Genomic DNA, 25,302 nt, shown 5'->3' with positions numbered 1-25,302 from the left:
GCTAAAGCCGGTCCCACGTCTGTAGTCTCTGACGACAGATGTGTGTCGGATATAACGGCCTCTTCCCGGCTGGGGCCTGTCCCACGACGTGACCAATCTCCACCCGACCTCCACCCGACAGGGAACATAACACCCAAATGACCATCCAAAACCACCGTGATGAGTGGTTCAAGGGCTAACGGCAAACGCTGCTGCGGCTGCTACGCTCTTGCTGTTACCTGCCGGGATGCGCACATCATCAGGCTTTTGCAACGCCTGTGGCATCCCGTAACGACACGCACATCCCCACCAACGTCGCCCGTGATTCGCTGAATCCCGGAGCGATGACTTATGCCGGTTTTAGCTGCGTTCGCGCGGCAAAAGAGACCTTACGGCATGGAAAAAACCTGTAAGCGACGTCACCAACACTGGATACGACGCCCTGTGTACTGGTTACGACGCCCCCTGTAGGCGTTTGATTTTTGCTGTTACATGATCCGTATCGACTCGTTCGCCAGCGCAGTGGAAGAGCCTTGATCAAACGCCTTGTACTTCAGCCAAAAAAACACCAACCGCGTCAGCTTGCAAAGCTGATAGCGAGAAAAAAAACACCAAGGGAGTCCATATATGAAAGGTTCTAAATCGTTGCTACTGGCTGTTGCGCTGGGCTTACCGATGCTGGCACAGGCCGCTGAGCCTGAGCAGTGCAGCACAGTCAACTTTTCGGATGTCGGCTGGACAGACATCACGGTCACCACCGCCGTCACCAGCGCCGTTCTCGAGTCCCTCGGCTACAAAACCAAAACCACGATGATTTCCGTACCGGTGACTTACAAGTCCCTGGCCGACGGCAAGAACATGGACGTGTTCCTCGGTAACTGGATGCCTACCATGGAAAACGACATCAAGCCGTATCGTGATGCCGGCACCGTCGAGACCATTCGCGCCAACCTGGAAAACGCCAAATACACCCTGGCCGTTCCTCAAGCGCTCTACGACAAGGGCCTGAAAGATTTCGCCGACATCGCCAAGTTCAAGAAAGAACTGGACGGCAAAATCTACGGTATCGAGCCTGGCAACGACGGCAATCGCCTGATCCAGAGCATGATCGACAAGAATGCGTTTGGCCTGAAAGACGCCGGTTTCAAAGTCGTTGAATCCAGCGAAGCAGGCATGCTCTCCCAGGTTGATCGCGCTCAACGTCGCAAATCCGATGTGGTGTTCCTGGGCTGGGAACCGCACCCGATGAACACCCGTTTCAAAATGCAGTACCTGACTGGGGGCGATGAGTTCTTTGGCCCGAACTTCGGTCAGGCCACCATCTTCACCAACACGCGTAAAGGCTACGCACAGGAATGCAGCAACGTCGGCCAACTGCTGAAAAACCTGTCGTTCACCCTCGACATGGAAAGCACCCTGATGGGCAAGGTTCTGGACGACAAGCAGAAGCCTGACGCGGCCGCCAAAGCCTGGCTCAAAGCCAACCCGCAGGTGCTCGACACCTGGCTGGCTGGCGTGACCACCATTGATGGCAAACCTGGCCTGGAGGCAGCAAAAGCCAAGCTGACAAAGTAAGCCGACGCGCAGGCGGGTACGCCCGCCTGTTGTCCCCCTTTTCTCCCGCAAGCGGACAATCGATACCATGCTGACAGATCATAAAATCCCCTTAGGCGAGTACATCGCGGCCTTCGTAGACTGGCTGACCCAACACGGCGCCAGCACTTTCGATGCAATCGCGTCATCGCTTGAAACCATGATCCACGGCCTGACGTTTGCGCTGACTTGGTTCAACCCCTTCGTGCTGATTGGCCTGATTGCCCTGCTCGCGCACTTCATCCAGCGCAAATGGGGTCTGACCGCGTTCGTCGTCGCGTCGTTTTTGCTGATCCTCAATCTGGGTTACTGGGATCAAACCCTGGAAACTCTGGCTCAGGTGCTGTTCGCCACCTTCGTCTGCGTCATCATCGGCGTGCCGCTGGGCATTGTTGCTGCGCACAAACCGATGTTCTACACCGTGATGCGACCGGTGCTGGACTTGATGCAAACCGTACCGACCTTCGTTTACCTGATCCCTACCCTTACGCTGTTTGGCCTGGGCGTGGTGCCTGGTCTGATTTCAACGGTGGTATTCGCCATTGCCGCGCCGATCCGCCTGACGTATCTGGGTATCCGTGATGTACCCCACGAATTGCTCGACGCAGGTAAAGCCTTTGGCTCGTCGCGTCGCCAACTGCTGACGCGTATCGAACTGCCTTACGCCATGCCCAGCATCGCCGCCGGTATCACCCAGTGCATCATGCTGTCGTTGTCGATGGTGGTGATTGCCGCATTGGTAGGCGCCGATGGCCTGGGCAAACCCGTGGTCAACGCACTGAATACTGCCGACATCTCCCAAGGCTTCGAAGCTGGCCTGGCGATCGTGTTGCTGGCAATCATGCTCGACCGTATCTGCAAACAACCCGAAGCAAAAGTGAGGGCTGACGCATGAGCATTATCAAATTCGATAACGTCGACGTTATCTTTGCCAATGATCCGCGCGAGGCACTCAAGCTGCTGGATGAAGGCTTGACCCGTGACCAGATCCTGAAGAAAACCGGCCAGATCGTCGGCGTGGAAAAAGCCAGTCTGGATATCGAGAAAGGCGAAATCTGTGTATTGATGGGCCTCTCCGGCTCGGGCAAATCCAGCCTGTTGCGCTGCATCAACGGCCTCAACACCGTGAGCCGTGGCGCGCTTTACGTCGAGCATGAAGGCTCGCAGATCAACATCGCCAACTGCACTCCGGCCGAGCTGAAACTGATGCGCACCAAACGCATCGCCATGGTGTTCCAGAAGTTCGCCTTGATGCCTTGGCTGACGGTACGCGAGAACATCAGCTTTGGTCTGGAAATGCAGGGCCGCCCCGAGAAAGAACGCCGCAAGCTGGTGGACGAAAAACTCGAACTGGTTGGCCTGACCCAGTGGCGCAACAAGAAGCCCGACGAGTTATCCGGCGGCATGCAGCAGCGCGTTGGCCTGGCCCGTGCACTGGCCATGGATGCCGACATTCTGTTGATGGACGAACCCTTCTCCGCCCTTGATCCACTGATCCGCCAAGGCTTGCAGGATGAGCTGCTGGCGCTGCAAAGCAAGCTGAATAAAACCATTGTGTTCGTCAGCCACGATCTGGACGAGGCGCTCAAGCTGGGCAGCCGGATCGCGATCATGAAAGACGGCCGCATCGTGCAGTACAGCGTGCCGGAACAGATCGTGCTCAACCCGGCCGATGAATATGTGCGTACCTTCGTCGCCCATACCAATCCACTCAACGTGCTGTGTGGCCGCAGCCTGATGCGTACGCTGGACAATTGCACCCGAGTCAACGGCTCGGTGTGCCTGGACCCAAGCGTGGATTCGTGGCTAGAACTGGCCGAAGGCAACACCATCAAAGGCGCACGTCAGGGTGCCGGTCAGCTCGACCTGCAAAACTGGACGCCCGGCCAACCCATGGACACCCTGGATCGCAAACCGACTCTCGTGCATTCCAATATCGGCATGCGCGATGCCCTGCAGATTCGCTATCAGACGGGCAACAAACTGGTGCTGCAGGATGGCAACCAGGTGGTGGGGATTCTGGGGGATAGCGAGTTGTATCACGCGCTGCTCGGCAAGAATCTAGGGTAAAAGCACACCACAGCCCCTTGTGGGAGCAGAGCTTGCTCGCGATGCATGAGACGCAGTTTTAAGAAACACCGCGTTATCGTTTATCGCGAGCAAGCTCTGCTCCCACATAGAAGGCGAACATAGAATCTCCCACAAGGGAACCGAATTTCATCGCCCACACATGTGCATCTACAAGGCTTTCCGCACGCCCATCATTTTTTATTGATTGAACGTTCAATAAAAAATCTTTAGACTGGCTGAGCCTTTTTGGGCAGAGCGATCAGTCAGGCGAATCAGGAGATTTAGCGAATGCCCAAGGTCGGTATGCAACCTATACGCCGTCAGCAGTTGATCCAGGCCACGCTTACAGCGGTCGATCAAGTCGGCATGGGCGACGCCAGCATTGCGCTGATTGCTCGTCTGGCAGGCGTCTCGAACGGCATCATCAGCCACTACTTTCAGGACAAGAACGGCCTGATCGCAGCCACCATGCGCCACCTGATGAATGCCCTGATCCTGACCGTACGTGAACGTCGTCAGGCCCTCACCGATGACAGCCCAAGGGCGCATCTGCAAGTGATCATCGAGGGCAACTTCGACGCCAGCCAGGTCAACGGCCCGGCAATGAAAACTTGGCTGGCCTTCTGGGCCACCAGCATGCACCACCCGTCATTGCACAGGCTGCAGCGGATCAACGATCACCGTCTGTATTCAAACCTGTGCTGTCAGTTCCGCCGCGTACTGGCACCGGAGCAAGCGCGTAGCGCGGCCCGCGGTCTTGCGGCACTGATCGACGGTTTATGGCTACGCGGCGCGCTGTCGGGCGATGAGTTCGACACCGATCAGGCGCTGCAAATCGCCTACGAATACATGGATTTCCAACTGGCGAAAGCGGTGAGCTGAAACGTTTCACATTTGATGAGGCGAGCACCGAACGACTACGCACCAAAGTTGCCCAAATCGCTAAGGCAACCTGACGTCAGTCATCGCCAGCCACTCTGAATTTGCGAGGACTTTATGGCCCGTTTCGAACAGCAAAAACTCTACATCGACGGCGGTTACGTCGACGCCACCAGCAATGCGACTTTCGACGCTATCAACCCTGCCAACGGTGAGCTGTTGGCTCAAGTCCAGCGTGCCTCCAAAGAAGACGTTGAACGCGCCGTAGTCAGCGCCGAAAAAGGTCAGAAAATCTGGGCCGAAATGACCGCCATGGAGCGCTCGCGCATCCTGCGCCGTGCCGTGGACATCCTGCGTGAACGCAACGATGAACTGGCCGCGCTGGAAACCCTGGACACCGGCAAAGCATTCTCTGAAACCAAATACGTTGACATCGTCACCGGTGCAGACGTGCTGGAATATTACGCAGGTCTGGTGCCTGCCATCGAAGGCGAGCAGATCCCGCTACGCACCTCTTCTTTCGTCTACACACGCCGCGAGCCGCTGGGTGTGGTCGCCGGTATCGGCGCCTGGAACTACCCGATCCAGATCGCTTTGTGGAAGTCCGCTCCGGCGCTGGCTGCCGGTAACGCGATGATCTTCAAGCCGAGCGAAGTCACTTCGCTGACCACCTTGAAGCTGGCTGAAATCTACACCGAAGCAGGCGTACCGGATGGCGTGTTCAACGTACTGCCGGGCACCGGCGCTGAAGTCGGCAGCTGGTTGACCGAGCACCCGCGCATCGAGAAGATCTCGTTCACCGGCGGCGTGCAAACCGGCAAGAAAGTCATGGCCAGCGCTTCGGGTTCGTCCCTGAAAGAAGTGACCATGGAACTGGGTGGCAAGTCGCCGCTGATCGTCTTCGACGACGCTGATCTGGATCGCGCGGCCGACGTTGCGATGATGGCCAACTTCTACAGCTCCGGTCAGGTCTGCACCAACGGCACTCGGGTGTTCGTACCCAACGCGTTGAAGGCTGCGTTTGAAGCAAAAATTCTGGAGCTTGTGAAGCGCATACGTGTCGGCGACCCGGAAGACGAAAATACCAATTTCGGCCCGCTGGTGAGTTTCGCCCACATGGAAAACGTACTGGGCTACATCGCGTCCGGCAAAGAGCAAGGCGCACGCTTGCTGGCCGGTGGCGAGCGACTGACTGAAGGTGAGTTGGCCAAAGGCGCTTATGTGGCCCCTACGGTTTTCACTGATTGCACAGACGACATGAAAATCGTCCAGGAAGAAATCTTCGGCCCAGTGATGAGCATCCTCGGTTACGACACCGAAGAAGAAGTCATCCGCCGCGCCAACGACACTGATTTCGGTCTGGCAGCAGGCATCGTCACCAAAGACCTGAACCGCGCGCATCGCGTGATTCATCAGCTTGAAGCCGGTATCTGCTGGATCAACGCCTGGGGCGAATCCGACGCGAAGATGCCGGTCGGTGGCTACAAGCAATCCGGTGTAGGCCGCGAAAACGGCATCAGCTCGTTGGCGCAGTACACGCGGATCAAGTCTGTTCAGGTTGAGTTGGGTGATTACGCGTCGGTGTTCTAGGAACGCCGTCCCCTCCAGGCGGCGAGCAAGTTGCCGCCCGGATCCTGTAGGAGTGAGCTTGCTCGCGATTGCGGTGTGTCAGACACCGGTATTTTTCCAGAACCACCGCAATCGCGAGCAAGCTCACTCCTACAGGGACCGTAGACCTCAAACATTTTTTTAGAGGGTGCAGTAATGTCCCAGGAATTCGATTACATCATCATCGGCGCAGGTTCGGCCGGTAACACCTTGGCAGCCCGTCTCACCGAAGACGCGGGCGTCACCGTTCTGCTGCTGGAAGCCGGCGGCCCGGACTATCGTCTGGATTTCCGTACACAAATGCCGGCTGCTCTGGCATTCCCGCTGCAAGGCCGTCGCTATAACTGGGCCTACGAAACTGATCCAGAGCCACACATGGGCGGGCGGCGTATGGAATGCGGTCGCGGCAAAGGCCTCGGCGGTTCGTCGCTGATCAATGGCATGTGCTACATCCGCGGCAATGCGATGGACTACGACGGCTGGGCAAAAAACCCAGGTCTGGAAGACTGGACCTACGCAGACTGCCTGCCGTATTTCCGCAAAGCCGAAACCCGCGACATCGGCGCCAACGACTATCACGGCGGCGACGGTCCGGTCAGCGTGACCACGCCGAAAGCGGGCAATAACCCGTTGTTCCACGCCATGGTCGAAGCCGGTGTGCAGGCCGGTTACCCGCGTACCGATGACCTCAATGGTTATCAGCAAGAAGGCTTTGGTCCCATGGACCGCACTGTGACGCCCAAAGGCCGTCGCGCCAGCACCGCTCGCGGTTATCTGGATGAAGCCAAGAAGCGTGACACCCTGACCATCGTCACTCACGCCCTGACAGACCGCATTCTGTTCGACGGCAAAAAAGCAGTCGGCGTGAGCTATCTGGTGGGTGACAGTGATGCACGCATCGAAGCCCGTGCACGCAAGGAAGTCTTGCTGTGCAGCGGCGCGATTGCTTCGCCGCAGATTCTGCAGCGCTCCGGTGTAGGCCCGGCTGAAGTTCTGAACGCGCTGGATATTCCTGTGGTTCATGACCTGCCAGGTGTCGGCCAGAACCTTCAGGACCACCTGGAGATGTACCTGCAATACTCCTGCACTCAACCGGTGTCGCTGTACCCGTCACTGCTGTGGTGGAACCAGCCTGCCATCGGTGCAGAGTGGATGTTCCTGGGCACGGGTATCGGCGCCAGCAACCAGTTCGAAGCGGGCGGTTTTATTCGTTCCAGCGAAGAATTCGAATGGCCGAATATTCAGTACCACTTCCTGCCTGTAGCGATTAACTACAACGGCACCAAGGGCGTCAAAGAGCATGGTTTCCAGGCTCACGTGGGCTCCATGCGCTCGCCAAGTCGCGGTCGTGTGCAGGTCAAATCGAAGAACCCGCGTGACTACCCAAGCATCCTGTTCAACTACATGGCCAGCGAGCAGGACTGGCAGGAATTCCGCGACGGCATCCGCCTGACCCGGGAAATCATGCAGCAGCCTGCGCTCGACCCATACCGTGGCCGCGAGATCAGCCCTGGCATCGAAGTGCAGTCGGATGAAGACCTCGACACGTTCATTCGTGAACACGCCGAGACGGCTTATCACCCGTCCTGCTCGTGCAAGATGGGCACCGATGAAATGGCCGTAGTCGATGGCGAAGGCCGCGTGCATGGCATGCAAAGCCTGCGTGTGGTCGATGCCTCGATCATGCCGCTGATCACCACCGGTAACCTGAACGCACCAACGATCATGATCGCCGAGAAAATCGCCGACAAGATCCGCGGCCGCGCACCGCTGCCTCGCAGCACTGCCGATTACTTCGTCGCGGGTGACAAGCCAGCACGTGGCAAGCCAGTGCGGGAAGTGAGCCGTACTGCGCAGTAAAACCTGAAATACAAATCCTGTGGGAATCACTGATGACGTGGGACCGGCTTCAGCCGGGAAGAGGCCGGTACAGACGATGAATCTTCATCCGCAGAAATGCCGCCTTCCCGGCTAAAGCCGGTCCCACGTCGTCGCATTAGCTTGCGGGCAAACATAGAATCTCCCACATAGATCGCATTCCTCTCGGGAGCCGCGCTTGATCCCGACATGGCCACAGGCCTAATCTAGCGCCATCGTTTCAGCGCAACACCGCGTCGCGCCCTTCGCGAATTGATTTGCAAAGACGTCCGACCAGACAACGCTTAATCTCCCGGCCTCACCCGAACAAGGATGACTCTGCATGTTCGATTTTTCCGCTCAGCTCCAGCAGCGGTTTTCCGCCTTGCAGAGCCGTGCCCAGTTCTTCTCCCTGCGTTATGTCCGTCAAACCAGCCAGCATCTTTGCGTGCGCAAGAACGTCGCTGAACCGCCGCACTTGAGCACTGACGAAGGCGCGATGCTGACCGTGCGCCTCAACGGCGTCGAAGCTTACGCAGCGACGCGGGACATTTCGCAACGGGGTCTGCAAGCCGCGCTGGAGCAAGCCGAAGCCCACGCCCGCAGGCTCGCCCCTCATGCCCTGCTGGACCTCAGCGATCAACCTGTTGCGACCGCGCAGGCTGACTACCTTTCGCCACATTTGCAGGACGCCTTCCCGCCCTTGAGCGATTGCCTCCAGCTGTTGCTCAGCGAATCCAGCGCCGTGCCCAAAGACGAGCGACTGGTGAACTGGCAAGTCACGCTCGGCCTGGAAAACGTCGAGCAGATTTATCTGAATAACGCAGGCGCACAGATTCGTCGGGCGCAGCGTTTTGTCTATCCGGGCATGACCGTTACCGCCTATGACGGCAGCGACAGCCAGACCCGTAGCCTGGGCCGGGACAACTTCGGCCAGCAGGGCGGCGCGGAAGTGATCAGCAGTTGCGGACTGGTGGGCGCGGCAAGCAAAGTCGCCGATCAGGCCTTGCAACTGATCATGGCCCCGAACACGCCGAACGGCCCTCGCGATCTGCTGTTGACGCCGGACCAGATGATCCTGCAAATCCATGAGTCCATCGGCCACCCGCTGGAGCTGGATCGCATCCTCGGTGACGAGCGCAACTACGCCGGTACCAGTTTTGTGAAGGCCAGTGATTTCGGTCATCTGCAATACGGTTCCGAATTGCTCAACGTGACCTTCGACCCGGACATTCCTGAGCAACTGGCGAGCTACAGCCACGACGATGACGGCACGCCGGCCAGCAAGCAGTTCCTGATTCGCAACGGCGTGCTGGAAAGGCCATTGGGCGGCGCACTGTCGCAATACCGCGCTGACCTGCCAGGCGTCGCCAACAGCCGCGCCTGCAACTGGAACCGGCCACCGATTGATCGCATGGCCAACCTCAACATCGAGCCTGGGGATAAGTCCCTCGACCAGTTGATTGGCGGCATCGAACATGGCGTGCTGATGTCCACCAACCGCTCGTGGTCCATCGATGATGCGCGCAACAAATTCCAGTTCGGCTGCGAGTGGGGCCAGTTGATCGAGAACGGCGAACTCAAAGGTGTGGTGAAGAACCCGAACTACCGGGCAATTTCCGCGCAGTTCTGGAAAAACCTCAGCGCCGTGGGCGACGCCAGTACCTTCAAAGTATTGGGCACGCCCAACTGCGGTAAAGGCGAACCCAATCAAGTGGTGCGCGTGGGCCATGCCTCGCCCGCCTGTGTGTTCAAGCAAGTCGATGTATTCGGAGGGGATGCCTGATGTCGCATCAACAGCAATTTCAGGCACTGGTCGCAGTACTCAACGGTGCGATCAGCGATCAAGAGCGCTTCACCCTCGCCTACAACGCCGAAGAGTCGGACTTCATTCGTTTCAATCACGCCAAAGTGCGTCAGGTCGGCCATGTGCAACAGGCCAGCGTGACCCTCAAGCTGATCAACGACGAGCGCCACGCCGACTTGCAACTGACCCTCAGCGGCGACGGCGAGCTTGATCGTCAGCGTTTGAGCGAGGCCTTGGAGCAACTGCGTGAAACGGTAGCGCTGTTGCCGAAAGATCCTTACCTCAAGCCCAACACCGAAGCGTGGCAGAACACAAACGTTCAAGACTTGCCGTTGCCGGACAGCGAACATGTGGTTGGACAAATCGCTCAGCTTGGCGAAGGGCTGGATCTGGTTGGTTTCTATGCTGCAGGACCGCTGTATCGCGGTTTCGCCAGCTCGTGGGGCGCGTTCGGCTGGCATGAAGCCAACAGCTTCAATTTCGACTGGAGTCTGTTTCACGAGAACGGTCAGGCGGTCAAAGCCAACTACGCCGGGCACGACTGGAGTGACGACGGTTTTGCACGTCGCTTCGAACTGGCTCGCGAACAACTGGAGTTTCTTGGCAAGCCGCTGAAAACTCTGGCGCCGGGTCAATACCGTGCGTATCTGGCCCCGGCAGCCATGGATGAAATCATCGGCATGCTGTGCTGGGGCGGTTTCTCGGCGCAGTCGCTGGCGAACAAGACAAGTCCATTACAGCGGCTGTATAGCGGCGATGCTCAGTTCAGTCCGCTGGTGAGCCTCGACGAGCAGGTCAGCGGTTCGCTTTCCCCGGCGTTTTCCGGCGAAGGCTATCCACGTCGGGATCTGGCATTGATTCGTGAAGGTAAAGGCGGCGAGCAACTGGTGGGTTCCGCCAGTGCTGCCGAGTATGGTTTGGCAGCCAACGGCGCTGAGCCTTGGGAAGCACCGAACTCGTTGAGCATGGCGGGCGGTAGCCTGGAACTGGAGCAGATTCTGGAGAAGATCGGCACAGGTTTGTACATCGGAAACCTGTGGTACTTGAACTACTCCGACCAGCCCGCTGCGCGCCTGACCGGCATGACCCGTTTTGCGACCTTCTGGGTGGAAGATGGCAAAATCCAGGCCCCGGTCAGCACCATGCGTTTCGACGACAGCGCTTACAGCCTGCTGGGCAGCGCACTGGAAGATTTGACCAGAGAGCGGGAACTGATTCTGTCCACAAGTACCTATAGTCAGCGCCAGACAGCTTCTAGCCAGCTGCCCGGTGCGTTGATCAGCAAGTTGACGTTGACGTTGTAAAGACCGCTGAAAAACCACTGTGGAATGATGATTTTGTGGGAGCACAGGTCTTGCGGGCGATGACGTGGGACCGGCTTTAGCCGGGAAGAGGCCAGTACATCCATTGCACTTTTGTGATCAGGAATGCAGCTTTCCCGGCTAAAGCCGGTCCCACGTCAGCTATGCGACCGTAGAATCTCCCACAGGAGATATCGACCGACCGGGGTGGCGCTCCACAGGATATCAACCAGCCTCAGGATCACTTCCTAAGACAAGGACCCAAATGCCGACCACCACGCCGCTTCTGGATGAAAAAACCCTGCGCTGGCTGCCTTGGGTAGTCGCTATCGCGTTCTTCATGCAGAGCCTGGACGGCACGATTCTCAATACTGCGCTGCCTTCCATGGCCCGCTCGCTCGCGGAAGATCCGCTGCGCATGCAGTCGGTGGTCATCGCCTACATGCTGACCATCGCCCTGTTGATCCCTGCCTCGGGCTGGATCGCGGACCGGTTTGGCATCAAACAGATTTTCTTCAGTGCAATCCTGCTGTTCAGTTTTGGCTCACTGCTCTGCGCCATGTCCAACTCGTTGGGCATGCTGGTGGGTGCAAGGATCGTTCAGGGTCTGGGCGGAGCATTGATGCTGCCCATCGGGCGATTGATCGTGCTGCGCGCTTACCCGCGCTCGGAGCTGGTGCGGATCATGAGCTTCATCACCCTGCCCGGCCTGTTGGGTCCTCTGATGGGCCCGACCATGGGCGGCTGGATGGTTGAATACCTGAGCTGGCACTGGATCTTCCTGATCAACATCCCGGTAGGCATCCTCGGTTGCTGGGCGGTGCATCATTTCATCCCGAACCTGGCCAGTGGCGGCCGCACAAAATTTGACGGCATAGGCTTCGCGCTGTTTGGCGCGGCGATGGTGCTGATCACGATAGCACTGGAAGGCCTGGGCGAATTGCATTTGCCGCACTTGCGCGTGGTGCTGTTGTTGTTCGCAGGCTTTGGTTGTCTGGCGGCGTATTGGCTGCGGGCCGGGCACGTTGAGTCGCCACTGTTCGCGCCGTCACTGTTCCGCACTCGCACCTTCGCGGTAGGCATTCTTGGCAATCTGTTCGCCCGACTGGGCAGCGGTGCCCTGCCGTTTCTCATGCCCTTGTTGCTGCAAGTAGCGCTGGGTTACTCGCCGTCGCAAGCGGGCATGAGCATGTTGCCGCTGGCGGCTGCGGCGATGTTCGCCAAGTCCGTCGCGCGCTGGCTGATCGAACGGCTCGGCTATCGAATCATCCTGACCGGCAACACGCTGATGCTGGGTATTCTGCTGTCGAGCATCGCGCTGGTAGATGCGCAAACACCGTATTGGGTGCTGCTGGTGCATCTGGGTCTGCTGGGCGCGGTCAACTCGCTGCAATTCACCGCCATGAACACCGTGACCCTGATCGATCTGGATGATGCCAGCGCCGCCAGCGGCAACAGCTTGCTGTCGGTGGTAGCGCAATTGTCCCTGAGCTTCGGTGTGGCGTGCGCAGCGGCGCTGTTGGGTGGGTTTACCGAGCAAGTGTCGACCGGCGAAGTCAGCAGCGTGCTGGGCGCGTTTCAACTGACGTTCCTGACCGTGGGCGTGATGGCGATGCTGGCAGCGGGGATCTTTCTGCAATTGCCGTCGCGTGAGGTGAAAGCCAAGGCCCCACCTGACCGGTAGGAGCGAACTTGTTCGCGAGACGTCTGCCCTGCGTAAGCCGATCTATCCCTCGCGAACAAGTTCGCTCCTACCGGGAATGCATTACTGCCACCCGGCGGGAGCACGCCTGATGGCTCTGTGACCTGATACACTGCGCGACATTTTGTTTTGCAGGCTCTTACCGTGACTAACACCGCTTTCAATACTTTGCCCCTGTCCGCCCCCATGTTGGCTAACCTGGAGTCCCTTGGTTATGCCGAGATGACGCCGATTCAGGCGCAGAGCCTGCCGGTGATTCTCAAGGGTATGGACCTGATCGCTCAGGCCAAGACCGGTAGCGGCAAGACCGCAGCGTTCGGTATTGGCCTGCTTAACCCGATCAACCCGCGCTACTTCGGCTGTCAGGCGCTGGTGCTGTGCCCGACCCGCGAACTGGCTGACCAGGTCGCCAAGGAAATCCGTCGTCTGGCCCGTTCGGAAGACAACATCAAGGTCCTGACGCTGTGTGGCGGCGTGCCGTTTGGCCCGCAGATCGGCTCGCTGGAGCACGGCGCGCACATCATCGTCGGTACGCCGGGTCGCATTCAGCAGCACTTGCGCAAAGGCTCGCTGGTGCTGGACGGCCTGAACACGCTGATCCTCGACGAAGCCGACCGCATGCTGGACATGGGCTTCTACGACGCGATTGCCGACATCATCGAGCAGACTCCGAAGAAGCGTCAGACCCTGCTGTTCTCCGCCACGTACCCGGTGGGCATCAAGCAGTTGTCGTCCAAGTTCATGCGCGACCCGCAGACCGTCAAGGTTGAAGCGCTGCACGCTGACAGCCAGATCGAGCAGATTTTCTACGAAATTTCTCCGGAAGATCGCCTTGATGCGGTGGTGAAAGTCCTCGGTCATTTCCGTCCGCAATCCTGCGTTGCGTTCTGCTTCACCAAGCAGCAGTGTCAGGAAGTGGTCGATCACCTGACTGCCAAAGGCATTTCCGCCGTCGGCCTGCATGGCGACCTGGAACAGCGTGACCGTGATCAGGTGCTGGCGATGTTTGCCAACCGCAGTACTTCGGTGCTGGTTGCCACTGACGTTGCAGCCCGTGGTCTGGACATCGACGCGCTGGACATGGTGATCAACGTCGAACTGGCCCGTGATTCGGAAATGCACATTCACCGCGTCGGCCGTACCGGTCGCGCCGGGGAAAAAGGTGTTGCGGTCAGCCTCGTGGCCCCATCGGAAAGCCAACGTGCCCGCGCCATTGAAGAAATCCAGAAAGCCTCGCTGCGCTGGGAACAGCTCGACAGCCTGAAAAACGCTGGCGGTTCTCAGTTGATCCCGACCATGAGCACGCTGTGCATCGGTTCCGGTCGTAAAGACAAATTGCGTCCGGGCGATATTCTTGGCGCACTGACGGGCGAAGCCGGTATTCCGGGCGCCCAGGTCGGCAAGATCGCGATCTTTGATTTCCAGGCCTACGTGGCCGTTGAACGCAGCGTCGCCAAGCAAGCGCTGGAGCGCTTGAATAACGGCAAGATCAAGGGCAAGTCGCTGCGCGTGCGGATTTTGTAAGATCTAAAGCCGAACGCAGGACCTGTGGGAGCAGAGCTTGCTCGCGATAAGGCTGGACGCAATTCACTTTAGATCGCGTCCAGCCTTATCGCGAGTAAGCTCTGCTCCCACATAAAACATCACACCCCGAGGAAATCGCTTTGCCCGTTACTGACGTTGTGATCATTGGCGCTGGCGCCGCAGGTTTGATGTGCGCGCTGACTGCTGCTGGCCGTGGCCGCAAAGTGATGCTGATCGATCACGCCAACAAGCCCGGCAAGAAGATCCTCATGTCTGGTGGCGGGCGCTGCAACTTCACCAACATGTACACCGAGCCGAGCAACTTCCTCTCGCAGAACCCGCACTTCTGCAAATCGGCGCTGGCGCGTTACACCCAGTGGGACTTCATTGGTCTGGTGGGCAAGCACGGCGTGCCGTATCACGAGAAAAAGCTCGGGCAGTTGTTCTGCGATAACAAGTCCAGCGACATCCTCGAAATGCTCCTCGACGAATGCAGGCAGGCCGGTGCCAGCCTGCACATGGACACGTCCGTGCAGCAGATCGAGAAAACCGAAAGCGGTTACACCCTGACTACAACCCTGGGCGCTATCAGCTGTGAATCGCTGGTGATCGCCACAGGCGGTTTGTCTATTCCGACACTGGGCGCGACCGGTTTTGGTTATCAGGTGGGCAAGCAGTTCGGTCACACCTTGCTGCCGACCCGCGCCGGGCTGGTGCCGTTCACCATCACCGACCAGCTCAAAGAGCTGTGTACCGAGCTGTCCGGTACGTCGGTGGATTGTCTGGTCAGCTGCAACGACACGAGTTTCCGCGAGAATATCCTGTTCACCCACCGTGGCCTCAGTGGCCCGGCGATTCTGCAGATTTCTTCGTTCTGGCATCCGGGCGACGCGGTGGAAATCAACCTGCTACCCGATCACGACGTCCCAAGCTGGCTCAACGAGCAACAAGCCGAACGGCCCAATAGCGAATTGAAGACCTTGCTGGGGGAAATCTTCACCAAGAAGATGGCCAACCTGATTGCCGAACAGTGGTTTGTGTCCAAGCCAATGAAGCAATACACCCATGCCGAGCTGGCCGACATCGCCACAAAGCTGGCGTCGTGGCAGGTTGTACCGGCTGGGACAGAAGGCTATCGCACGGCGGAAGTCACCCTCGGTGGGATCGATACGCGAGAGGTTTCTTCCAAGACCATGGAATCTTTGAAGTCACCGGGGCTGTATTTTGTCGGTGAAGTGCTGGACGTCAGCGGACATCTAGGCGGCTTCAACTTCCAGTGGGCGTGGGCCTCGGGGTACGCGGCTGCGCAGTTTGTTTGACAACCGGAATGCGATTTAACCCTTGTGGGAGCAGAGCTTGCTCGCGATAAGGGCACCGCAGTTCTAAAGTGAACCGCGTCCAGCCTTATCGCGAGCAAGCTCTGCTCCCACAGGATTTGAGCTCCGCCTTCACAATCTGCATCTATCGAATAAATCTCGCCAACCGGATGTACAGATGAGGCCAAGGCCTGTACATATCCACTTCAGCATTGATCAATCGTGAAACAGCTCCTTTATGGCATCGAAATCTCTTCGTCATACCTTCCGTCGTCTGTGGGCGCTGGATAAGTTCAGTTACAGCGTTCGCGTTTTCATTGCGCTGACCGGCAGCATGGCGCTGTGCTGGTACCAGAATGAAATGGGCCTGCTGATTCCGTTGTTCCTGGGGATTATCGCCTGCGCCCTCGCCGAAACCGATGACAGCTGGCAAGGCCGCCTCAACGCGCTGGCGGTGACGCTGGTGTGTTTCAGCATCGCCGCCATGGCCGTTGAGCTGTTGTTCCCCTACCCGTGGATCTTCGCCATATCACTGGCGATAGCCAGTTTTGCGCTGACCATGCTCGGCGCGCTGGGCGAACGTTATAGCGCGATTGCCTACGGCACCTTGATCCTGTCGGTGTACACCATGATCGGCGTCGATCAGCGTGGTGGGGAAGTCCTCGATTTCTGGCACGAGCCGATGCTGCTGGTCGCGGGCGCTGCATGGTATGGCTTGCTGTCAGTGTTGTGGCAAATGCTGTTTTCCAATCAGCCGGTGCAACAGGCGCTGGCGCGGCTGTTTCGCGAGTTGGGTCAGTACCTGAAATTGAAGTCGAGCCTGTTCGAGCCGATTCGCCAACTGGACGTTGAAGCCCGCCGCCTGGAGTTGGCCCAGCAAAACGGCCGGGTCGTCGCGGCGCTGAACGCCACCAAAGAAATCATTCTGCATCGGGTCGGCAACGGGCGCCCCGGCTCGAAAGTCAGCCGCTACCTGAAGCTGTACTTCATCGCTCAGGACATCCACGAGCGCGCCAGTTCATCGCACTACCCGTACAACTCACTGGCCGAAGCGTTCTTTCACAGTGACGTGCTGTTCCGCTGTCAGCGCCTGTTGCGCCAGCAGGGCTCGGCCTGTCAGGCATTGTCCGAGTCAATCCAGCTGCGCCAGCCGTTCGTGTACAACGACAGTTTCGCCTATGCCATGGAAGACCTGCGCGCCTCGCTGGAACACTTACGTATTCAGAGCAACCCGGCATGGCGCGGCCTGCTGCGTTCGCTACGCGCCCTGGCGAATAATCTGGAAACCCTTGATCGCCTGCTCAGTGATGCCAGCAACCCCGATGCCGTGGCCGATGCGACCGACAGCTCGCTGCTGGACCGCTCGCCTCGCACCTTCAAGGATGCCTGGACCCGGTTGCGCTTGCAGATGACCCCGACTTCGTTGCTGTTTCGCCACGCGTTGCGCTTGCCGCTGGCGCTGACGGTCGGCTATGCAATGGTGCATTTGATTCACCCGTCGCAGGGCTACTGGATCATCCTCACCACGGTATTTGTCTGCCAGCCGAGTTACGGCGCAACTCGTCGCAAGCTGGGCCAGCGAATTGTCGGCACGGCTATTGGCCTGACCATCGGCTGGGCGCTGTTTGATCTGGTCACCAGCCCGATTCTGCAATCCATGTGTGCAGTGCTCGCCGGCGTGGTGTTCTTCGTCAATCGCACCACGCGCTATACGCTGTCTACAGCAGCCATCACCATCATGGTGCTGTTCTGCTTCAACCAGGTCGGCGACGGCTATGGCCTGTTCCTGCCACGCTTGTTCGATACCCTGCTGGGTAGCCTGATCGCAGGTCTTGCGGTGTTCCTGTTCCTGCCGGACTGGCAAGGTCGACGCCTGAACAAAGTGCTGGCCAACACCCTGACCTGCAACAGCATTTACTTGCGACAGATCATGCAGCAATACGCCAAGGGCAAGAGTGACGACCTGGCTTATCGTCTGGCCCGACGTAACGCTCACAACGCCGATGCGGCGCTGTCCACCACGCTGGCCAACATGCTGATGGAGCCTGGGCACTTCCGTAAGGAGGCGGACGTTGGCTTCCGCTTTCTGGTGCTGTCGCACACCTTGCTCAGTTATCTGTCAGGGCTTGGAGCGCATCGTGAGACGCAGTTGCCAGCCGAGGTCCACGAACAGCTCATCAATGGCGCGGGTACGACACTGGCGGCGAGTATCGATGAGATTGCCCAAGGCCTCTCCGAGAAGCAGCCGGTGGCGATTCACAGCGATGCTGAAGAGGCATTGGCCACTGAGCTTGAGCAAATGCCCGATGAACTGGATGAGAGTCAGCGTCTGGTGCAAACCCAACTGGCGCTGATCTGCCGTCAACTGGGCCCACTGCGCACCCTTGCGGCGCACTTGATCAAGGTTCCGGAGCCGGCCGCTACAGACCGTGTCGCTTGAAGATTTCCGCGTAACTGCCGTCAGCCTTCATGGCGGCAATCTCTCGGTTAAAATCAGCGACGATCCCCTGATTCCGTGGATTCTTGAGGCTGACCAGAATATGCAGGTTGTTCTCGCTCAAGGATTTAGAGAGAAACTCCAGCTTGTCGCGAACGCTTTTGGGCTCGGCAGCCAGGTAGTAACGTGCGACGAATTCGTCCTCTACAGCCAGGTCCACTCGCCCCGCCGCAACCATCCGCAGCGCCATTGAAAAGCTGTTCACCGGCACTTTTTCCAGCAAGTCGTCGTTATCAAATTCCGGGGAATAGCTGTAGCCGCGCACGACAGCGATGGGCCGCTCGTACAACTGGCTTAAATCCTGAAACTGTACGCTGGAGCGGGTGCGCTTGAGAAACCGGACACGATTGAGCAGGTACTCTTGCGAGAAGCGTCCAATGCGGGTTCGGTCGTCACTGAACCAGGCGTTGATCAGCACGTCGTAACGCCCCTCCTCAACCCCGAGCAACGCTCGCGCCCACGGCACTTGCTCATACTCTGTGCTGTATCCGGCACGCTGCAACGCAGTACTGACCAGATCACTGGCCAGACCATTATTAAGTAATGAGGCGTCCGTGAAAGGCGGCCAGGAGTCGGCCACCAATCGCAATCTCTCTCCTGCACTGACCTGAGTCATCAACAGCAATCCCAGCAACGCTATGGCTCGAAGCACACACGTCATGCTCATATCCCTGAGACGGGCAATGCCCGGATGATTACAGCCAACGCCCGCAAAACCCGGCACTGGTAGTGGCACGTAGCCTCATTGAAGCTGCATAAAGCCCTTTTCACAACTCACGCTTAGATGACATTACGTGCGGCGCTCCGCAAAAACCCTTAAGGGTTATCGGCACCCGAAACGAAACATTCACCCGCCATTCATTGCAGGGGTTTATGGGGTATCTGACCGGATGGGTTAGTATTCGCTCCAGATTTCTTCTCCGAGTCAGCGACATGCCTATCAACTGGATTTGCAAACACCACACCGATCTGAGCAAGGAGCAGCTTTACGCCATCCTGCAATTGCGCGCACAGGTGTTCGTGGTTGAGCAGCAGTGCGTTTATCTGGACGTCGACGGCCAGGATCTGCTGGGTGATACCTGCCACCTGATGGCCTGGCAGGAAGACAAACTGGTGGCCTATTTGCGCCTGCTCGACCCTATTCAGCAAGGCGGCGACGTGACCATTGGCCGCGTGGTGACTGCGCCTTCGATACGCAGCCGTGGCATTGGTCATGAACTGATGGAACAGGCATTGGAGAACGCAGAGAAGACCTGGCCCGATCAGCCGATCTATCTGTCAGCTCAGGCACACTTGCAACGCTACTACGCACGCTACGGCTTCGAGCCGGTGGGCGAGGTGTATCTGGAAGACGAAATCCCCCACATCGGCATGCGCCGCGATCTCGAGTAACGCGCTCAGGGGTAACCAAGCACGGCTTTGATCTGTGCGAGGTTACCCGCGATCCAGCTTTTGTCTATCGCCCCCCAACGACGAATCCGGTATTGCCCGGCGTGGTTGCGGGCGCCATCGAGCTGTTCGAACTCACATTCGATATCCAGATCCGCCAGCGCGGCAATCGTGTCCTGCGCGGTACGGCGTGGCATGCCGGTGACGTCGACCAATGCCGGGACGTTGCTGGCCAGTTCGCTATCGATCAGATACGCCACGTAAAGGCGGCGGTAGAAACTGGATTTGGTTTTGCTGACGTCCATCGTTAGGAATCCTCACTGAGGTCGTGGGACCGGCTTTAGCCGGGAAGGCGGTATTTTTGCAGATGAAGATTCAGCGCCTGTCCGGGCCTCTTCCCGGCTAAAGCCGGTCCCACGTCGGTATAGAAGCGTTTACTGCATATCCCGCCAGGTCAGATAGATCCGCAGATCAAACTCCAACTGGTGATAACCGGGCTGCATGTGCTCGCATAGCTGGTAAAAAGCCTTGTTGTGATCTGATTCCTTGAAGTGCGCCAGTTCGTGCACCACGATCATTTTCAAGAACTCCGGGGGCGCTTCCTTGAACAGTGACGCGACACGGATTTCTTTCTTGGCCTTGAGCTTGCCGCCCTGCACCCGGGAAATCGTCGTATGCAGACCCAATGCGCGATGGGTCAGGTCAAGGCGATTATCAAACAGGACTTTGTCGATGTTCGGCGCATTGCGCAGGTATTCCTGCTTGAGCGCCAGCGCGTATGCGTACAGCGCCTTGTCGCTTTGCACTTCGTGACGAGCGGGATAGCGCTGCTGCAAATAATCGCCCAGTTTGTTCTGGGCGATCAGTTGCCGGACCTGATCCTGAAGCGCTGGCGGATAGGCCTGAAGGTATTTGAGAGGAGCAATCGCCGATGCAGTCATGAGCCGTAACGTAGAGTGAAAGGCGCCAGTGTACAGAACTCACTGTTGCTTTAGGCTCTCCCAGTCAAACACCTTCGGGAAGCCTAATGCCTCATCAGCCAGCATCGGGCGCGCTACCAGATAGCCCTGAATCAGTTGGCAACCGTTGTCGGCCAGCCACTGATATTGCTCAACGGTTTCGACACCTTCAGCGATCACCAACACATCCAGATTGCGACACAGATCAATAATGCTGCGCGCCACTGCGGTATCGCGCGGCGTGGTGAGCATGCCCGCGATGAAATGCCGGTCGATCTTCAGCGTATCGATATCCAGATTGCGCAAATGCGTCAGCGAACACTCTCCAACGCCAAAATCGTCCAGTGCGACGCTGATACCGATGTCATGCAAGTGACGAATCTGATTCCGGCTGTGCGACAGGTTATGCACCAGCGACGCCTCGGTGAGTTCCACTTCCAACTGACCGGGTTTCAAGCCGTAGCGCTGCATGGCACGGCGTAATTCGCCAGCAAGATTCGGCATGCAGAACTGGGTTGGGCTGACACTGATGCTCAGCACCAGATCATCGTCGAACACGTCAGTGCAACGGCTGCGATGCTCGGCCCCCTGTTCGAAGATCCAGCCGCCCAGCCTGTTGATCAGCCGGGTCTCTTCCAGCAACGGGATAAATACACCCGGCGGCACATCACCGGCGTTGGGATGCTGCCAACGCAACAGCGCTTCGAAGCCTCGCAACGTCCCATCGGCAATGGAGACCTGAGGTTGATAAACCATGGAGAAGTCTTTGCCATCAATGGCGGTGCGCACGCTGTCTTCAAGCATCAGCCTGGAACGGGCGCGGCCGTTCATTTCCTGATCGTAGAAGCGGTATTGCTGACGTCCCGCGCGCTTGGCTTCGTACATGGCAATATCCGCCGCACGCAGTAAACCATCAAGGTTGGAGCCACAGTCCGGGTAGGTCGCGATACCGATGCTGGCACCCAGCGTAACGTCCAGGCCATCGATTTGCCTGCGCACCGAAACCCGCTCGATGAGTTTTTCCGCCACTTTGGCGGCCTGCTCGGGGAAGTCCAGACCATCGATGACCACGGTGAATTCGTCGCCCCCCATGCGTGCCAGCACATCGTAGGGCCGCATGCACTCTTTGAGCTGCTGAGAGACCCAAAGCAACACCTGATCCCCGGCGTCGTGCCCGAGTGAATCATTGACGCGCTTGAAACCGTCCAGATCCAGATACAGCAACACAAGGAACCGGCCCGGCTGCTCATTGCGCAGCAACATGCCTTCTACTGCCTGGTAGAAGCCGCGTCGGTTGAGCAATCCGGTCAAGGCATCGGTAACCGCCTGCTGCTCGAGTTGCTGATAAAGATCGCGCACCACCGACATATCCAGAATGCTGAACACCATGGCTTTCTGCTCAACCGGCAAAGGCGCGCAGGACAGTGCCACCGGCAGCTTGCGGCCGTCACTGGTGCGCATGATCGCATCGTGCAGTCGGTAGATTTCAGCATTGCGATAGTGGCGGTAGAACCCGGACTGAGCCCAATCGACCACCTCCGGCTCAATCAGGTAATCGATCACGCTAGTGCCATTCAACGTCTCGACGCTGGCTCCCAACAGACGACAGATGGCCGGGTTGGCGAAATTGATCAGCCCGGCCTCGTTGACGACCAATATGCCCTCGTCAATGTTATCGAGCACCGAAGCGTTAAAGGCTCTTGCAGCCTCCAGCTCACGGGATATTCGTTGCAGGGCGCGCTGATTCTGCTGCTGCTCCAGCAATACCTGAACTTTGGGCCTGAGAACGTTGGGGTCAAACGGTTTGAACAGATAGTCGATCGCGCCACTGGCATAGCCGCGATGCACCGCATCCTGAGATTGCTCGTTAGCGGTGAGGAAGATAATAGGGGTCAGCCGCGTTCGCTGACTGCCGCGCATCAAGCGGGCAACCTCAAAACCATCCATGCCCGGCATCTGCACATCGAGCAGCACCAGATCGACTTCGCGCTCCAGGAGCACAGTCAACGCTTCAATGCCGGAACTTGCAGTCACAATGCACCAGTCCTGCCTCTGCAGAACGGCACGCATCGTTACCAGGTTCTCTGGATAGTCATCAACAACCAACAAAACAGAACAGCCATCACCCGGGTTGGTTTGCGCGCATTCCATGCAACTTCTCTTATGTGGCACGAGATCCTTAGACCATCGTTTTTGATTTCCAATCGGCGTAACTCTAGTCGGCTCTGACGAAAACCGGAGATAGCTTTGTGACAGCTGTCTCTAAAGTTCACATCTAACCGACTAACGGTCATTTCCTACAGGCCACTGAGCACATGCCCTACAGCCAATGTGACAGCACTTTGACGTCATCCGTTCGGCAATCAGGCATTAACACATCGTTATTGAGAACGTATAACAACAACCCGCAAAGGCTTGACTTAGACGCCTATTACTGGCAATGCGACATATTGGAAAACATCACATGGTAGACATGGCTTCGTGGAATCTAAGTATTCCTGTGGGTTCGCCCCCCAAAACAATCGAGACGTCCCAACTGAAGAAAGGGTACGACGGCAAATATTTTCGTTCCGAATCGGGTTACATCTTCTTCTGGTCACCCGTAACCGGTTCGAAAACAGCCAACGCCAAATACCCGCGCAGTGAATTGCGCGAAACCTGGGCCGACGGCACGCTGCATAACTGGATGTATCCGCAAGCTGACAACTTTCTCGATGCAACGCTGGAAGTTAATCAGGTGCCCTCTTCCGGCAAGATCGTGATCGGCCAGATACACGCCTATGAAAGCACCGAGCCGATGCTCAAGGTTGAGTATCAGTACAAGGAAGAGACCAAGACGGGAAACATCGTTGCCAAGGTCCGTAAGCGTTATGACGACGATAAAAGTCGCGTCATCAAGATCGCTGAAGGCGTGCCGCTCAATGAGCGCTTCAATTACAAGATTCACCTCAGCCCCGGAGGTGATCTAAGCGTCAGCGCGAGAGGCCAGAACTGGAGCAGCCCGATCAGCGCCTCCTGGCGGGACAAGCCGCTGTACTTCAAGGCAGGGGTTTACGTGCAGGACAACAAGGGCTACAGCAGCGAAGGCGGCAAGGCCACCTTCTACAAGCTGGATATTGATCACAACAAGATTTAGCGCTGTATACCTGACAGCCCAAAAATCTGTAGGAGTTCACGAGCAAGGCGAGGCAGCGATAGCGGTCTGCCTGATACAGCGCGATCGCGGCCTCGCGTTGCTCGTGCGCTCCTACAGAACATCATTTCAACTCAATGGCTCGCTGCCTTGAACTCTTTCTCTGCCAGCTCAAAACGCGTCTGCATGCCCGTCGACGGCCCTTTGCCCAGCAGGCTGAACACGACGATGGCGATGCTGGCGAACAGGAAGCCCGGAATGATTTCGTACAGCCCCCAGATCCCCAACTGCTTCCAGACGATCACAGTGATCGCGCCAACCAGCACGCCCGCCAGGGCGCCGTTGCGGGTCATGCCTTTCCACAGTACCGAGATCAAAACCACCGGACCAAATGCTGCACCGAAACCGGCCCAGGCGTAACTCACCAGCCCCAACACACGGTTGTTCGGATCGGCAGCCAGCAGGATGGAAATGATCGCGATCAGCAACACCATCGCGCGACCGACCCAGACCAGTTCCTTCTGCGAAGCGTTTTTACGCAAAAAGGCTTTGTAGAAGTCTTCAGTCAGCGCGCTTGAGCACACCAGCAACTGGCAGCTCAAAGTGCTCATCACCGCTGCCAGAATCGCCGAAAGCAACACGCCGGTCACCCATGGGTTGAACAGCAACTTGGCCAGCTCGATGAACACACGCTCAGGGTTTTCAGTCACCGGACCGGCAACTTCCGGGTGCGCCGAGAAGTAAGCAATACCGAAGAAGCCCGCCGCGACCGTACCGCCCAGGCAGAGGATCATCCAGGTCATGGAAATGCGACGTGCACTGGCAATGGACTTCACCGAATCCGCTGCCATGAAGCGCGCCAGAATGTGCGGCTGGCCAAAGTAGCCCAGGCCCCAGCCCATCAGGGAAATGATGCCGATGATGCTGGTGTTGCGGAACATGTCAAAGTTGGCCGGATCCTTGGCTTCGATGGCCAGGAAGGTTGCATCAACTCCACCCGTTGCCAGCAGCACAATGATGGGCGTCAGGATCAACGCGAAGATCATCAGCGTGGCCTGAACGGTATCCGTCCAGCTCACCGCCAGGAATCCACCTACAAAGGTGTAAGCGATGGTTGCCGCAGCCCCCGCCCACAGCGCAGTTTCGTAGGACATGCCGAAGGTGCTTTCGAACAACCGCGCACCGGCGACAATGCCCGACGCGCAATAAATAGTGAAGAACACCAGAATCACCACTGCAGAGATCACTCGCAGAAGACCGCTTTTATCTTCAAAACGACTGGTGAAGTAATCCGGCAGGGTCAGCGCATCGCCGTTGTGCTCGGTCTGTACGCGCAAGCGACCGGCCACAAACAGCCAGTTCAGATAAGCACCGACGATAAGGCCGATGGCGATCCAGCTTTCCGACAGACCCGACATATAGATCGCGCCCGGCAAACCCATCAACAGCCAGCCGCTCATGTCCGAAGCACCTGCCGACAGCGCCGTTACAACGCTGCCCAGGCTGCGACCGCCCAGAATATAGTCCGAAAGATTATTGGTTGAGCGATAAGCCATCAGGCCGATCAGCACCATTGCTGCGATGTAGATTACGAATGTGATCAGGGTGGGATTGCTGACACTCATGGGGATTTCGCCTAGGCATTGTTTTTATTGAGTGGGACCGTCAATAAGCCAGTCCCACGCGAA

Annotated in this window: 19 protein-coding genes; 14 read left to right on the top strand and 5 right to left on the bottom strand. The window is 57.8% G+C overall.

Annotated features, from left to right (window positions below):
* Window positions 1-606: 606 nt before the first annotated feature.
* The 12 genes from AUC60_RS19475 (at window position 607) to yccS (ending at window position 18,076) form a co-directional block, all read left to right on the top strand.
* Window positions 607-1,554: a choline ABC transporter substrate-binding protein gene (locus AUC60_RS19475; protein WP_087271322.1), complete on the top strand. Its 948-nt coding sequence runs from the start codon at window positions 607-609 to the stop codon at window positions 1,552-1,554.
* 67 nt (window positions 1,555-1,621) lie between these two features.
* Window positions 1,622-2,467, top strand: a complete 846-nt coding sequence (gene choW / locus AUC60_RS19470; RefSeq protein WP_027899605.1) for a choline ABC transporter permease subunit — start codon at window positions 1,622-1,624, stop codon at window positions 2,465-2,467.
* Entirely contained in the window at window positions 2,464-3,642 is a 1,179-nt protein-coding gene (choV, locus tag AUC60_RS19465) for a choline ABC transporter ATP-binding protein (RefSeq protein ID WP_087271318.1), read from the top strand. The genes choW and choV overlap by 4 nt, the downstream gene beginning before the upstream one ends.
* Window positions 3,643-3,930: 288 nt before the next feature.
* Window positions 3,931-4,524, top strand: a complete 594-nt coding sequence (betI, locus tag AUC60_RS19460; RefSeq protein ID WP_087271315.1) for a transcriptional regulator BetI — start codon at window positions 3,931-3,933, stop codon at window positions 4,522-4,524.
* A gap of 114 nt (window positions 4,525-4,638) precedes the next feature.
* Complete coding sequence (betB, locus tag AUC60_RS19455; RefSeq protein WP_087271312.1) at window positions 4,639-6,111, top strand: betaine-aldehyde dehydrogenase; 1,473 nt, start codon at window positions 4,639-4,641, stop codon at window positions 6,109-6,111.
* A 174-nt stretch (window positions 6,112-6,285) separates the two neighbouring features.
* Window positions 6,286-7,989, top strand: coding sequence for a choline dehydrogenase (betA, locus tag AUC60_RS19450; protein ID WP_087271309.1), 1,704 nt, complete (start codon window positions 6,286-6,288; stop codon window positions 7,987-7,989).
* Between the two features lie 340 nt (window positions 7,990-8,329).
* Entirely contained in the window at window positions 8,330-9,772 is a 1,443-nt protein-coding gene (locus AUC60_RS19445) for a TldD/PmbA family protein (RefSeq protein ID WP_087271306.1), read from the top strand.
* Entirely contained in the window at window positions 9,772-11,097 is a 1,326-nt protein-coding gene (locus tag AUC60_RS19440) for a TldD/PmbA family protein (RefSeq protein WP_087271303.1), read from the top strand. The genes AUC60_RS19445 and AUC60_RS19440 overlap by 1 nt, the downstream gene beginning before the upstream one ends.
* A gap of 262 nt (window positions 11,098-11,359) precedes the next feature.
* Window positions 11,360-12,778: a multidrug transporter subunit MdtD gene (gene mdtD, locus AUC60_RS19435; protein WP_087271300.1), complete on the top strand. Its 1,419-nt coding sequence runs from the start codon at window positions 11,360-11,362 to the stop codon at window positions 12,776-12,778.
* A 162-nt stretch (window positions 12,779-12,940) separates the two neighbouring features.
* Window positions 12,941-14,320, top strand: a complete 1,380-nt coding sequence (dbpA, locus tag AUC60_RS19430; protein WP_087271297.1) for an ATP-dependent RNA helicase DbpA — start codon at window positions 12,941-12,943, stop codon at window positions 14,318-14,320.
* 140 nt (window positions 14,321-14,460) lie between these two features.
* Window positions 14,461-15,639, top strand: a complete 1,179-nt coding sequence (locus tag AUC60_RS19425; RefSeq protein WP_087271294.1) for a BaiN/RdsA family NAD(P)/FAD-dependent oxidoreductase — start codon at window positions 14,461-14,463, stop codon at window positions 15,637-15,639.
* Between the two features lie 235 nt (window positions 15,640-15,874).
* On the top strand, window positions 15,875-18,076 hold the full coding sequence (yccS, locus tag AUC60_RS19420; RefSeq protein WP_087271291.1) for a YccS family putative transporter: 2,202 nt from the start codon (window positions 15,875-15,877) through the stop codon (window positions 18,074-18,076).
* On the opposite strand, the gene AUC60_RS19415 is transcribed toward yccS, so the two are convergent.
* Window positions 18,057-18,794 carry a substrate-binding periplasmic protein gene (locus AUC60_RS19415; protein WP_087271288.1) on the bottom strand — a complete coding sequence of 246 codons (738 nt, stop codon included), beginning with the start codon at window positions 18,792-18,794 and terminating at the stop codon, window positions 18,057-18,059. The genes yccS and AUC60_RS19415 overlap by 20 nt on opposite strands.
* A gap of 272 nt (window positions 18,795-19,066) precedes the next feature.
* Between AUC60_RS19415 and AUC60_RS19410 the strand changes: the two genes are divergently transcribed.
* Entirely contained in the window at window positions 19,067-19,525 is a 459-nt protein-coding gene (locus AUC60_RS19410; RefSeq protein WP_087271285.1) for a GNAT family N-acetyltransferase, read from the top strand.
* A gap of 5 nt (window positions 19,526-19,530) precedes the next feature.
* Here the strand turns inward: AUC60_RS19410 and AUC60_RS19405 are convergent, their stop codons facing one another.
* The 3 genes from AUC60_RS19405 to AUC60_RS19395 all read right to left on the bottom strand — a co-directional run bounded on the left by AUC60_RS19405 (window position 19,531) and on the right by AUC60_RS19395 (window position 22,632).
* Entirely contained in the window at window positions 19,531-19,827 is a 297-nt protein-coding gene (locus AUC60_RS19405; RefSeq protein ID WP_087271282.1) for a winged helix-turn-helix domain-containing protein, read from the bottom strand.
* Between the two features lie 129 nt (window positions 19,828-19,956).
* Window positions 19,957-20,448, bottom strand: a complete 492-nt coding sequence (locus tag AUC60_RS19400; RefSeq protein ID WP_167384380.1) for a M48 metallopeptidase family protein — start codon at window positions 20,446-20,448, stop codon at window positions 19,957-19,959.
* A 54-nt stretch (window positions 20,449-20,502) separates the two neighbouring features.
* Window positions 20,503-22,632 carry a putative bifunctional diguanylate cyclase/phosphodiesterase gene (locus AUC60_RS19395; RefSeq protein ID WP_167384379.1) on the bottom strand — a complete coding sequence of 710 codons (2,130 nt, stop codon included), beginning with the start codon at window positions 22,630-22,632 and terminating at the stop codon, window positions 20,503-20,505.
* A 313-nt stretch (window positions 22,633-22,945) separates the two neighbouring features.
* On the opposite strand from AUC60_RS19395, the gene AUC60_RS19390 reads away from it, so the two are divergent.
* On the top strand, window positions 22,946-23,617 hold the full coding sequence (locus AUC60_RS19390; RefSeq protein ID WP_087271272.1) for a polysaccharide lyase family 7 protein: 672 nt from the start codon (window positions 22,946-22,948) through the stop codon (window positions 23,615-23,617).
* Between the two features lie 131 nt (window positions 23,618-23,748).
* On the opposite strand, the gene putP is transcribed toward AUC60_RS19390, so the two are convergent.
* Window positions 23,749-25,239 (bottom strand): sodium/proline symporter PutP, encoded by a 1,491-nt coding sequence (gene putP, locus AUC60_RS19385; RefSeq protein WP_087271268.1) that lies wholly within the window; start codon window positions 25,237-25,239, stop codon window positions 23,749-23,751.
* Window positions 25,240-25,302: the final 63 nt, after the last annotated feature.

Origin of the sequence: Pseudomonas caspiana, assembly GCF_002158995.1 — a bacterium.
GTDB lineage: Bacteria > Pseudomonadota > Gammaproteobacteria > Pseudomonadales > Pseudomonadaceae > Aquipseudomonas > Aquipseudomonas caspiana.
The sequence above is the reverse complement of the archived record's forward strand: the minus strand, read 5'-3'. Positions and strand labels throughout refer to the sequence as shown.